6 protein-coding genes are annotated in these 12,712 nt (G+C 61.8%); 2 read left to right on the top strand and 4 right to left on the bottom strand.

The window, feature by feature from the left end:
• Nucleotides 1-11: 11 nt before the first annotated feature.
• The 3 genes from QE453_RS01490 to QE453_RS01480 all read right to left on the bottom strand — a co-directional run bounded on the left by QE453_RS01490 (nucleotide 12) and on the right by QE453_RS01480 (nucleotide 3,792).
• The gene (locus QE453_RS01490; protein WP_309776228.1) at nucleotides 12-881 is read right to left on the bottom strand and encodes an isochorismatase family protein; all 870 of its coding nucleotides are present in this window, start codon (nucleotides 879-881) and stop codon (nucleotides 12-14) included.
• Between the two features lie 92 nt (nucleotides 882-973).
• A complete protein-coding gene (locus QE453_RS01485) occupies nucleotides 974-2,599 on the bottom strand; it encodes a (2,3-dihydroxybenzoyl)adenylate synthase (protein WP_309776227.1) in 1,626 nt (541 codons plus the stop codon).
• 17 nt (nucleotides 2,600-2,616) lie between these two features.
• Nucleotides 2,617-3,792 (bottom strand): isochorismate synthase MenF, encoded by a 1,176-nt coding sequence (locus tag QE453_RS01480; RefSeq protein ID WP_309776226.1) that lies wholly within the window; start codon nucleotides 3,790-3,792, stop codon nucleotides 2,617-2,619.
• Nucleotides 3,793-3,873: 81 nt separating this feature from the next.
• Between QE453_RS01480 and QE453_RS01475 the strand changes: the two genes are divergently transcribed.
• Both QE453_RS01475 and QE453_RS01470 read left to right on the top strand, forming a co-directional pair.
• A complete protein-coding gene (locus tag QE453_RS01475; protein ID WP_309776225.1) occupies nucleotides 3,874-8,328 on the top strand; it encodes an amino acid adenylation domain-containing protein in 4,455 nt (1,484 codons plus the stop codon).
• Between the two features lie 60 nt (nucleotides 8,329-8,388).
• A complete protein-coding gene (locus QE453_RS01470; RefSeq protein WP_136883033.1) occupies nucleotides 8,389-9,735 on the top strand; it encodes a condensation domain-containing protein in 1,347 nt (448 codons plus the stop codon).
• Between the two features lie 112 nt (nucleotides 9,736-9,847).
• Here QE453_RS01470 and QE453_RS01465 read toward each other — a convergent pair whose 3' ends face one another.
• Nucleotides 9,848-12,682: a condensation domain-containing protein gene (locus QE453_RS01465; protein ID WP_309776224.1), complete on the bottom strand. Its 2,835-nt coding sequence runs from the start codon at nucleotides 12,680-12,682 to the stop codon at nucleotides 9,848-9,850.
• Nucleotides 12,683-12,712 lie beyond the last annotated feature (30 nt).

Here is a 12,712-nt window from a genome sequence, read left to right as displayed (position 1 = left end):
TTTTTGTCCGCTCAGGCCGCGAGCCGCTTTTGGTCGATCAGTGTCCACCAAGCGGAGAGAGTGGGCACACGCGCAAGCTCATCGAAGCCGACGGTGACGCCGCGTTCCTTCAACTCTCCGGCAAGCTTCATCACCTGCAGGGAATCCAGCCCGTAGAAGATCAGGTTTTCGTCGGGGTCGATATCGCTCTCATCCTCCACCATCTGCAGGACGCGGGCTTTCAGCCATTCGCTGATATCGTCGCCCTTTCCCGCGCCGACAAGGCTTGCGGCATCGATCACCACGCCGCAGCGTGTGGCCACATATTGCAGCGCCATGCGATGCTCCGCCTCGGAAAAATCGGCAACGCCATCACCGATCATGAACGGCTGGATGTCCTTCATAAAGGCTTCCACTGCCGTCATCATGCAGCCTATATGGGCATAAACGCCGCCGACGATGATCTGATCACGGTTCCAGCCCTTCATACGTTCGGCAAGGTCGGAGCGCTGGAAGGCGCTGTAGCGCCATTTGGTCAACACCACGTCGTCAGGCGTGGGGGCGAGCTTGTCCACCACCTTCTGCAGTTCGGGATCAACGACGGTCAGACCCGGTCCCCACATGTCGTTCAGAAGAGCGCGGTCGCCGGGCGGCTGATTATGCGGCTGGGCGGTGTAAATGACAGGGACGCCGTTCTGAACGGACCATGTCTTCACCTTCGCGAGATTGTCGATGAGGGTCGTCATCAGCTTGCCGTCGGCCTCGTAGAACCGCAGGAAATAACGCTGCATGTCGTGGATGAGGAGGACGGCGCGTTTCGCATCGGGCTGCCATTTTGTCTTGTTGGCCGGAAAACTCGCGGCGACCGGCATGGGATAGTCGGAAATGGTGGGGATCGTCATGATGACCTCGGTTTGTGCGGCACCGGCTGGGCTGGCGCATTTAGGAAACATGGGGACGCCATTTTGGCGTCCCATTCGATGGGTGCGGAATGTCAGGCGCTGACAGCGACGGGTGTCGTCAGCAGATCGCGCAGGCGTTTTTTGTCGATTTTTCCGACGGCGGTGAGGGGCATGGCGTCGATGAAGCGCACACGATCCGGCAGCTTGTAATCCGCGACGCCGAGGCCGGCGAGGTGCTGGCGAATAGCCGGCGCCTTGAGAGCGGGATTGCGAGACACGACGAAGACGCAGCTCTTTTCGCCCAAAAGTTCGTCCTGCATGGCCACCAGCGCCGCATGGGTGACATCCGGATGCCGCAAAATCAGGTTTTCGACCTCTTCCGAAGCGACCTTTTCGCCGCCGCGATTGATCTGGTCCTTCACCCGGCCAACGACCCGCAGATAACCTTCGGGCGTGCGCTGCACGACGTCGCCGGAATAATAGAAGCCATCCTTGTCGAAGACCCGGGCGCTGTGTTCGGGCGCGCGGTAATAGCCCCGGAACGTATAGGGGCCACGCGTTGCCAGCATGCCGGCTTCGCCCTCGGGCACGTCGTTGCCGTCCTCGTCGACGATGCGGATTTCGTCATCCGGGCTGATCGGCCGGCCTTGCGTGGTGAAGACGATATGGTCGGGGTCACCGACGCGGGTGTAGTTCACCAGACCTTCCGCCATGCCGAAGACCTGTTGCAGATCGCAGCCCAGCACTTCCGGCACCTGGCGGGCCAAAGCCTCGGCGAAGCTTGCACCGCCGACCTGCAGGAGCTTGAGCGACTTCAGCCGTTCGCGATGGGCGGGCGCCGCCTGCAGCCACAGCGCGACGGCCGGCGGCACCAGCGGCACAATGTTAACGCCGTGTTTTTCGATGAGATCGAAGCAGGCAAGTGGTTCCGGATTGGCAGCCATGACCACCGCACCTCCGGCGTGGAACACACCGAGCGCGCCGGGCGAACTCATCGGGTAATTATGCGCCACCGGAATGGCGCAGAGGAAGCGGGTCTCAGGGGAAAGGCCGCAGATTTCCGCACTGGCCCGAACGCTGTAATCATAGTCGTTATGCGTCCGGGGGATCAGTTTTGGCGTACCGGTGCTGCCACCGGAAAGCTGGAACAGCGCCACTTCATCGGCGGCGGAAGGGGCGTAAACGGGTGGGTTTTCGGCAGGGGCCGCCAGCCGCCGTTCTAGGCTCAACCGCGGATCTGTTTCGCCAAGCAGAAGGGTCACGGTAAGCCCGGGAGAAGCCGCCTTCAGCGCCTCCAAAAATGTGTCATTGGCGAAAAGCTCGTGGCTGCGCGAGCCGATCACCAGCTTCGGCGCGATCTGCTCCGCATAGGAGGTCATTTCCAGCTGGCGATGGCTGAAAAGTGCGTTGACGGGGGCCGCGCCGATCTTCATCAGCGCGAAAAACACGAGATAGAACTCGGCAATGTTAGGCAACTGCACAAGCGCGGTGTCGCCCTTGCCGATGCCCGCGGCGGAGAGATGTCCGGCCAGATTGGAGGATTGCCGGTCGATATCCGCGTAGGTGAAGCGGCGGTCGCCGCAGATCAGGGCCGTCGCGTCCGGCCGGCGCTCGATCTGTTCGGTGAGGATGCCGCTCAGCGGCCTGTCGATCCAGTAACCGCGCTCGCGGTACCGGCGCGTCAGATCGTCGGGCCAGCGTTGAAATTCGATTGTCATGGTTTGTCCCCGGGAAATCAGGCAGAAAGACCGCAGGCGTTCAGCATGGTCTTGAGTTTGGTCTGCACCTCGGCCCATTCGGATTCGGGCTCCGATGCCTCAACGATGCCGGCGCCGGCAAAGAGCCGCACCGTTTTTCGCTGCACGGTGCCGCACCGGATCGTCACCACCCACTCGCCATTGCCCTCAGAATCCGTCCAGCCGACCATGCCGGTGAAGAGGCCGCGTTCGAAAGGCTCGACGAAGCGGATAAGGCGATGGGCACGCTCGGTGGGGAAACCGCAGACGGCCGGCGTCGGGTGCAACAGGCACGCAAGCTGCAGGGCATTGGTCTCGGGGTCGGCGAGGCGGCCTTCGATGCGGGTCGAAAGATGCCAGAGAGCCGCCGTGTTGATGAGGGAGGGTTTTTCAGGGACATCGAGTTCCGCGCAGACCGGCGAAAGCAGGGAGCGGATATCCTCGATAACGAGGCTGTGCTCGTAGTGGTCCTTTTCCGAAGCCGATAGCCGCTCGGCGTTGGCCTTGTCCGCGGCGGGGTCGACCATCCGCTTTGCCGATCCCGCCAGCGGGTTCGAGATGATGTTCTCACCCTGCTTGCGAATCAGGAGTTCCGGGCTGACGCCGATGAGGTCGCCGCCATCGGGCAGCGGAATACGGAACTGGTAACCTTCGCGATTCTGTTTGGCGAGACTCGCCAGCAATCTCTCGACATTGACCTCGGAAGCGAAGGTGAGTTCGCGCATGACGGAAAGTACCGCCTTACGGACATCGGAATGGCGGAAATTGACGATGGCGTGCTCTACGGCGCGTTTAAAGCCGGTCTCGTCCGGCAGGCTGTTCTGGCCGACAAGCGCGGGCATGGCCGAATCGGCGACGACCGGCGCGGTTTCTCGTGGGCTCCACTCATGGTTGTTCGGTATATAAAGGCATGAGGGTTCGCTGACATCGAAGGGGATTGCCCCAATGGCGATCGGATTGTCCTGACCAGCCCGGCGGGCCCGTTCGAAAGCGGCTTTAATCGCTTGCTGCAATGGGCTGCCCGTATCTTCTCCGCCGCGGGCCGGAAGCGTTATCCTTTCGCGAATTCCTTTGGCCCGCAACTGCCCGGCACCGGAAGTGAAAAGAAAATCTCTATTAAAATCAGCAAGTTCGTCGGATTCGACGTCATTCGTCCTGAGTGCTCCCGTTTTCATGGGATGCCTCCTGTTCGAGTGGTTGACGATGGCTTATACTTGATTATGATAATCATGTTTTGTCAATCGGTGCAAATTCACATGCTAAATTTAACTCCGATGCAGGTGGCCTACTGGGTCGGTCGGGAGATGGATGGGATACTCGGAAAAGTTACGCCCCATCTTTATCTCGAGTTCGAGGGGCGAGCTCTGGAGCTGGAAAAACTGGCCGTTGCGGTCGGCAGGCTTTGCCGGCGACACCCGATGCTGAGCCTCAGGATCGATGCGGAAGGGCGTCAATCCGTCGATCCTGATGGTCGCCCGCTGCATCTCGATGTGGAGGACATGACGGCGCTTGATGCGGAGACGCTTGCGCGCCGGCTCGAGATCAAGCGCCACGCGTGGAGCCATCGCGCGACGGATCTTCGCACTGCGCCGCCCGCGGCGATTGCGCTCAGCCTGTTGCCGCATGGCCGTAGCCGGCTGCATGTGGACACGGACATGCTGGCCATCGATCCGGCCAGCGTGCGGATATTGATGGAGGACCTCGCCGGCCTTTACGACGAGGCGGACAAGGATGAGACCGCGCGTCCCCCGGCGGCGCAGCCATCCTTCTTCGACTGGACGAAACGCCTTGCGGCCGATCCTGACCTCAAGAGCGTGCGGGAATACGACCGGTCGTGGTGGCGGCAGCATATTGCGGATATTCCGGACGCGCCGCCGCTTCCATTTTTACCGGAGGATGCGTCACGCGCCGTTCATACGGACCGTTTTGCCACGATGCTTACGGTCGTTGAACGTGACGGTCTTGAACGGGCTGCGCGGCGTTGCTCGGTAACGATGTCGACCCTGTTGCTCGGTGTTTTTGCCGTGGCGCTGTCGCGGGCGATCGATTCCGAAAAGTTCCGGCTCTCCGTTCCGGCTTTCTGGCGTGCACCCCTGGTCGAAGGGGTTGATTCCATCGTCGGTGAGTTTTCCAACGTGCTGGTGCTCGGCGTCGATATCAGACCTGCTGAAAGCGTCGAAGCCCTGCTCGGGCGGGTTTTCGATGACATGAACGGCCTGCTTGCCCATCAGGCCTATCCGGGCGTCAGCATCATGCGCGACCTCTCTCGCCTGCGCGGCGGTTTGCAGACCTCGCCCGTGGTTTTTACCGCCGGTGTCGACCTGCCGGGCGGCGATCTGTTTTCACAAAGGGTTGGGCAGCTGTTCGGCTCCCTGGTCCACACGGTATCGCAAGGGCCGGGGGTTGCGCTGGACGCGCAGGTCGCGAGGCTTGATGGCGGCCTGCTGATAAACTGGGATGTGCGGCTCGATGCGCTGCCTGAACCATGGCTTCGCGCCCTGTTTAAAACCTACGTGGGTCTCCTTCGCCGGCTCGCTGATCACCCGGACCTCGTTGAGGAATGCGTGGAACGATTTGGTGCTGCGATGCCCGAACAGCTGGCCGATAAAAAAGGAAACGCCATGGAACGTCCGCTCTCGCCGCTGCAGAAGGCATATCTTCTCGGTCGCGGCACACATCTGCCGCTCAGCGGCGTGGCGATGCAGGAGTTTCGCGAATATCGCGGCAGCATCGACCCCGCCCTGCTGCGGACCCGCCTTTCTGCCATGGTCGAGAGACATGAAAGCCTGCGCACCCGCATCGACGAGCGGCGCCTCGTGCAGATCGTGTCCGGGGAAGCGGAGATCAACCTTGATATGATCGATCTCTCGGATATTTCCCCGGCGACAGCGGAAGCGAGGATCGATGCCGTCAGACGGGATTTTTCCCACGCCCATTTTGATCTCGCCGCCTCTCCCTGGCGGGTCACGGTCTTCCGCCTGCCGGTGTCCGAGGCAAAGGCTGATCATGTCGTGGTGTTCCTGCGTTTTGACGCTCTCATCCTTGACGGGCGGGCGATAGCCAGCCTCGCAACGGAACTTTTCGACGGAGTCCTGCCGGTCGCAATCGCCGCTGCGGCTGAAACGCCAGGAGAGGATATCGCAGCAGCCCGTGCCGGCGATGCGGCCTATTGGGCCGAGAAGCTGAAAGAAGCTGAAGTGCCCTCGCAGTTGCCCTGGAAAGCACCGCTCGAAACCATTCCGACGTCGCGATATAGCCGCCAGAGTCTGATTGTCGAAAAGCAGCGCTTCTCCGCCTTTGCGCGGGCCGGTGCGAAAGAGCGCCTGTTCAAGAATTCGGCGCTCACGGCGGTCATTCTCGAGGTGCTGTCGCTCTGGCTGAACGAGGGTGGGCTGGTGGTCGGCATTCCCGTTGCGCCGCAGGTGGACGGGGCCTTCGCCAACCGCTCCAGCTTCATCGCCGTCCAGTGGAGCGCGGCAAAAGACGATTTTGCCGTGCGGGCGGCGGGCCTGCAGAGGGATGTGCTGGAAGGGCTGAACCATCTGGCTTTTTCCGGCATCAATCTCAATCGCGTGCTTCTCAATGCGAATGCGGGCGGGCTCGCCCTGCCTGTGGTGATTACCAATGGTCTCACATGGCCGACGCTTTCGCCGGATTCGGCCATGCGCTGGACGGACGGTCTGACGCAGACGCCGCAGGTCGCGCTGGATTTTCGCTTTTCGCAGAATCCGGAGGGCGATCTCGTCCTCGATATCGACTATGCGGAGCAGGCGATCGATGCGGCGATGGTGGCGGATATTCTCGCAGCCGTCGAGCGCGCGATTGCGGGGATCGCGGATAGCGGCGCTTTCGTCCTCAACGGACGCGATATTGTCGACCTGTCCCATTACCGGCTGAATGGCGATGAAGGAAACTTCGTCTGCCCGCCATTTCTGGAACGGATCGCCGGCCGTCTTTTCGAAGGAGAGCCGTCACGCACCGCGCTTGTCAGCGGCAAGCGGCGCATCGCCTATAGCGAGCTTGGCGAGATGGTGGCGCGCGTGATCACGAGCCTAAGGGCGCGCGGCATCGGTCAGGGCGATGTCGTAGCCATCTGCCTGCAGCGTAGCCCCGAACACACGGCGATCACGCTCGCCGCGGCCCTGATGGGTGCGGTCTGGGTGCCGGTCGACGCCGGTTCACCCGACGATCGCCTGCAGTATCTGCTGACCAATTGCCGCCCGGCGCTCATCGTCGCCCGCCGCGCTCCGCAGGGTTTCCAAGCTGTCGATCCGGAAGTGCTTCTGTCCACGCCCGCTCCGGCTGGCGCACCGGTCGCCATGGCGGAGTTAGCGGCGCTTTCCCGAAGCGAGGGGCCTGCCTATTTTCTTTACACGTCTGGCACGACAGGCAAACCGAAATGCGTCGTGCTTTCCAACCGCGCCACGGCCAATGTCATTGGCGGCACGCTGGCGGAATGGGCGGTGACGGAACGCGACGTATTCATCTCGGTCACCCCGCTGCATCACGACATGTCGGTCTTTGATGTTTTCGGCGCGCTCGTTGCAGGGGCGACGCTGGTGCTGCCGGAACCCGGAGAGGAAAAGGATGCGGTGCGTTGGAACGAGCTGGTCGCAGAACATGGTGTCACGCTGTGGTGCTCCGTGCCTGCCATCCTCGAAATGCTTCTCGCCTGCCGCCGTGGTAACCAGCTATCGTCGCTCCGGCTTGTCGCGCAGGGCGGGGACTATATCAAGCCTGTTATCATAGAAGAGCTTCGCCGGCGGAATCCTGACCTGCGGCTGATATCGCTCGGCGGGCCAACGGAAACGACGATCTGGAGCATCTGGCACGAGATTGTTGCGGAAGATGTGGCGGCCGTGCCCTATGGCCACCCGCTGCCCGCCAATCGTTATTTCGTCCTCAACGATCACGGCGGCCATTGCCCGGCGGGCGTCGTTGGCCGCATCCATACGGCCGGCGTGAATGTCGCGATCGGCTATCTCGAGGACGGCGCGATTACCCAGACGGATTTCGTGACGATTACCGATCCGCAGGGAAACAGCGTGCGCGCCTTCCGAACCGGGGACCGCGGCCGCTACCGGCCGGATGGCAAGATCATGTTCGCGAGCCGTGTCAACGGTTACGTCAAGGTGCGGGGCGTGCGCGTCTCGCTGCCGGATGTGGAAAACGAGCTGATCCGCCACCCTTCTCTCCAGAGGGTTCTGGTTGTGGATTACGGTGTCGAGCAAAAGGGCGAGGCGGCCATCGGCGTGCTTTATGTCACGGCACCCGGCCTCGAACTCACCACTGCCGAACTGCGTAACTTTGCCCGCCGGCATCTGCCGGAATCGCATGTGCCCGGCCGGTTTCTCAAGGTTGACGATCTGCCGCTTTCGACCAATGGCAAGCCCGACCGCCGTCGCGCCCGTGAACTCTTGACCAGTGGAACGGCTGACGCGGAACCGGCAAAATTCTCCGCCCCTGCGGTTCCAGACGTCGATCACGGCGACCGCCGGGTGCTGGATATCTATCTCAGCGTATTGGGTAAAAAGCCGGCAAATGTGGATGCAGACAGCGACCTGCTGGCGCTCGGACTTTTGCCATCGCACCTGAAAACCGTCTCGGCCGAAATTCGCGCTGTCTTCGGTGTTGACCTGACACCGCAGCAGCTTTTGCGGTGCCGCAACGCCAGGCAGGTGACGTCGCTCATGGCCGTACGGGCGGCGTGAATCCCATCATTTCGGGTGGCACTTCGCGCCCGGCAACGAAAATAGTGCAAGGAAAAACAGATGGCGCATATCGATCCCGCCGGCGGCTGGCTTCCACTGACGCAGCCGCAACTCGATTTCTGGGAGGAGTTTTCCTTCCATCCCGACGAACCGGTTTCAACCGTCGCCCATTACATTGATCTTTCCGGTGCGGTGAATGAAAGCGCGCTCCTTCAGGCGATCACACGCACCGTGCGCGAATCCGAAGTCCTGTCTATCCGCTTCCGCGTCGGCGATGATGGCGAGACGCCGCAGCAATGCTGCGACCCAAACCATGCCCCGGTTGTGGAACTTGTCGATCTCCGCGGCAATCCCGCTCCGCTGGAGGAGGCTTTGCGGCGCATGAACGCGGATGTGGAAGCGCGGCTCGATCTCACGGCCGACAGGCTCTCGGCGCAGCTCCTCTACCGTATCGCCGATGATCGTTACCTTTGGTATATCCGCGCTCATCATATCGTCGTTGATGGTTATGGTCTGACGCTGGTGGAGCAGCGCTGCGGCCAGCTTTACGGGCACTATTGCGGCAAGGGTGAAGCGGGTCCGGATTTTCACCCCTTCGGTGATTTCCTGGCGGAAGAGGAAGCCTACAAGCGGAGCCGGCGTTTCGAAAAGGATCGCGATTTCTGGACAGCCTATCTCGCCGCACCCGCCGATCTGCCGGTGCTGGACAAGGATTGCGAGGATTATGGCGGCGGTGGCCTGCATGCGGATGCGGCCTTGCCGCCCGGTTTCAGCACGCGGCTGCAACGACTGGCCGGCGCACTGGAGATTGGCTGGCCCGATCTTCTGGTGCTGCTTTCCGGTCTTTATCTCCACCGGGTGCTGCCCCGTCCGGATCGTGATGTCCTGACACTGTGGCTGCCTTTCATGAGCCGCTGGGGCAGTGTCGGCGCGCATATGCCGGCCATGCTCGTCAACATCCTGCCGTTCCACCTCACCATCGAGCCTGGAGAGGACGTCGGCGCATTTCTGACGCGCAACGCCGCCAATCTGCGGAAGCAGCGCCTGCACGGCCGCTACCGTATTGAGCAGATCGCCTCCGACCGGGAAATACCGAAAGGCCGGCGCTTCTTCTTCTCGCCGCTCATCAATGTCCTGCCGTTCAGCGCGCCGGTGTTTGCCGGGCTCACCGTTGCCAGGCACATTCTGGCGAATGGTCCCGGCGACGGGTTCAACCTTACCTTCCGCGGTGAAGATGACGGCAGCGAACTGAACCTGCACATCGATGCGGACTCGGCACTGACACAAGCGGGAGACTTCGCCCGCTACCGTAAAGAGCTACCATTGTTCCTCGATGCCATGCTGCGCGAGGAGGCCTTGGCGCTTGCGGCGGTGGAGGCGTCCACGGCGTTCCGTCTGGCGGTCTGAGGTGTGACGGCGTGCGGATGCAGGGGCCGCGCCAGGACATTCTCATCAGCGTTCAAAGACAAAATAACCCGGCTCCGTCAGGCGAAGCCGGGTTTTCCTTCGCAGGTCCGGCTCAGGTGAGCGTCGTCAGCACGCGGTCCGAAGCCCCGGTTTCCGCAAAACGGCTGAAGATGCCGCTGGTGGTGCTGCGCAGCCGCTCGACATCCTCAGGTCCGTAACGGTCCGAACGGTAGCTCATCAGCACGCGAATGGAGCGATCGCCGCCGATCGTCTCTTCCATTACCTCGAACTGCAGCCCCAGCATGGATTCGTGTTTGTCCGGATCAATCTGGCGGAATTCCACCGCCCTGCCATCCGGCCCCGCAAGGGCGCCGTTCAGCTTGTTCTTGGCGTGGATCTGGATGAAGACCTCGAACAAATGGTCGCGACCCGGCGTCATGCCCAGTGCTTCCTCCACGAGATCGATCGGGATTTCGCTGTGTTCCAGCGAGTCATTGATGGTGTTCTTCACCGAGGAAATCAGTTCGCCGACGGTCATCGTTTCCGTGAAACGAACGCGATGGGCGACGACCGTGGTGAAATAACCGATCGTATCGAAATAGTTGCTGTCGGTGCGGCCCGAAGCCGAGGTGCCGACCACGAGATCGCTCAGCCCGCCGAGATGGCGCAGCGATGCGGCAATCGCGGCATAGACCACGTTGAACAGCGAGGCGCTGTTCTGCCTGGCAATGGCGTAAAGCCCGTCGCTGACATGTTTTTCCAGCTTGAACTCGATCCAGCCGCCCGCCGGTGCTTCGTCCTGCGATGCCTCGTGCGGTGTGCTTTCCTGTCCGTTGAGGGTAAGGCCTTTCGGCGCATCCCGCAACATATCGGTCCAGTAGGCAAGGTGGCTGGAATTGACGCCTGACGCGACCTGTTGTCTTGCAAATTCGTGGAACGGGGCTGGTCTGGTCGCAAAGACCGGGGCAACGCCCGTCGCCCTTGCCCGGTAAGCCTCGGTCAGCTCGTCCATCATCAGGTTCACCGACCATTCGTCCAGCACGATGTGATGGAAGAGGAAGGAAAGCACCTGACGGCCGGTGTGGGGGTCGCGCAGGAAGCGTAGCCGAATCGGCAGTTCGCGCGCTAGATCGAAGCGCCAGCCAGCCTCGGCGTGGCGGTCCACCCCTTCGCTTTCTTCGCTGGTCCAGAACCATTTGTAACCGGGCAGATCATGCATTGGCACGATCCTCTGCAGAACCATATCGTTTTCGACGTAGAAATGGGTCCGCAGGCCAGGATGGCGCTCGATTATATCGAGGAAGGCGCATTCGAAGGCGTTCTCATCGACCGGATCGAGGAAATCGAGCGCGAAGGGAATGTTGAAGATTTCGCCGAAACCGAAAGCGGCATAGGCTTTCCAGAGCGACATCTGCGCCAGCGAAAGCGGCGCGGTCAGCGAGCCGCTCGCCGTCGCGTCCGCCTGCGCAGGCGCAGCGGTTGCGAGCCGCGTCGCCTGTTTTGCGAGCGTGGCGGCGGTCGGGTAGCTGAACAGATCGTTGAAGCGCAGCTCGATGCCGTGATTGGCGAGAAGGCGGCCGATGATGCGGGTCGCGATCAGCGAATGGCCGCCGAAATCGAAGAAATCGTCATCCGGCCCCATGTCGGGTGAGACGAGCGCTTCACGGAACTCGGCGAGGATCGTTTCGGCGGTGTCGTCCTTCTGAGCGGACGCACTGGGCGAAAGGGCTGCCTGCTGCGGTGCTGCCGCGGCGTCTTGAGGGACGACCTCGGAAAAATCCGTGCCGCCTTCAAGATGGCTGACGAAGCGCTCCAGGAGGAAGGCCGTCGCATGCGGCGATGTTTCCCTGCCGCCCGTCAATTCGAGGCGGATCTCGCCCGCGGCCGTCGGCCCGACGGCAAGTGTCAGGCCGAGGCCGGATTGCAGGGAGGGCAGGGGCAGGTGCTCGAAGTGAAGACCATGTTCCGATATGGCCTGCACAGGTGTCGCAAGCGCCTGCAGCGTTAAGGTGACCTTTGCGCCTCCATTGTCGGTTCGTTGCTCCAGCCCTGACAGCACGGCATTTTCAGCCTGTTCGGGCGATTGGTCGCGGGTGATCGCTATCCGCGCCACGGACTCGGCTGAAATCGGTGTGGCTGCTCCGAGGCCGGGCCGCAGGCGAAAGGTTACTGTTTCGGGGCCACCGCTTCTTGCCAGGAAAAGCGCAAAACGCGATCCGGCACGCGCGAGGATCGCGTTTGCAGCCGTGGAGCTGTGGAGGCCGAGCAGGGAAGCCGCAAGGTCGACACCATGGCTATGGCTCGCAGGCCTGTCAATTGTGTTCCGCCGCAGCGCCACGACGGTCGAGCCGGTGGCCGGACGTTGCAGCCAGCCAAGCGGAAGCGGGTCGACGCTGTCACTTTCGACCGCACGCGGCGAAAGCGGTTTCGGCGTTCCACCGGCATAGGCCGCCGTAATACCGTTCAGCAGGATCTGCGGCGAGAGGACCTCGCCCAGCAGGGCATGGACCAGAAATGCCAGCAGGATTTCACCTTCGCTCAAAAGCACGACGGCCTGGAAAGGCGGGTCGGTCTCGGCATCAAAGGGCCTCCCCTGAAGGTCGTGCAGCAAAGTCAGTGCCTCCTCTGCCGAGGGGACATGCAGCAGCTGCACGATGGATGCGGATGGAGCCTCAATACTCTTGGCAAGCGTACCGTCCTCGCCAAAGGCAAAGCGCGCACGAAGCTCGGGCCAGACCTCACAAACCGTCTTCAGTGCCGAGGTTAGACGCAGCAGATCGCATTCTTCACCGATCCGATAGGCGAGAAGCTGCCGAAAAACCTGATCGGGATCCTGAAACTGTTCGAACCAGACCCGTTCCTCATATTGGCTCGGCGGGGCCTCCCCTTCGTTGTCGAAGCCTTCTTCGATGCGACGTGCGAGCATACGTGTGTTGTCTGCTGCCATGGTCCTCTCCTTGCTATAGTCGGAAATCGC

The organism is Agrobacterium sp. SORGH_AS_0440 (genome assembly GCF_031453135.1).
Taxonomy (GTDB): domain Bacteria; phylum Pseudomonadota; class Alphaproteobacteria; order Rhizobiales; family Rhizobiaceae; genus Agrobacterium; species Agrobacterium pusense.
The sequence above is the reverse complement of the archived record's forward strand: the minus strand, read 5'-3'. Positions and strand labels throughout refer to the sequence as shown.

What these genes read in the sequence shown, in the direction of transcription:
- QE453_RS01485 (WP_309776227.1), bottom strand. Translation starts at nt 2,599, where the DNA reads ATGACAATCGAATTTCAACGCTGGCCCGACGATCTGACGCGCCGGTAC.
- QE453_RS01480 (WP_309776226.1), bottom strand. Translation starts at nt 3,792, where the DNA reads ATGAAAACGGGAGCACTCAGGACGAATGACGTCGAATCCGACGAACTT.
- QE453_RS01475 (WP_309776225.1), top strand. Translation starts at nt 3,874, where the DNA reads ATGCTAAATTTAACTCCGATGCAGGTGGCCTACTGGGTCGGTCGGGAG.
- QE453_RS01470 (WP_136883033.1), top strand. Translation starts at nt 8,389, where the DNA reads ATGGCGCATATCGATCCCGCCGGCGGCTGGCTTCCACTGACGCAGCCG.
- QE453_RS01490 (WP_309776228.1), bottom strand. Translation starts at nt 881, where the DNA reads ATGACGATCCCCACCATTTCCGACTATCCCATGCCGGTCGCCGCGAGT.
- QE453_RS01465 (WP_309776224.1), bottom strand. Translation starts at nt 12,682, where the DNA reads ATGGCAGCAGACAACACACGTATGCTCGCACGTCGCATCGAAGAAGGC.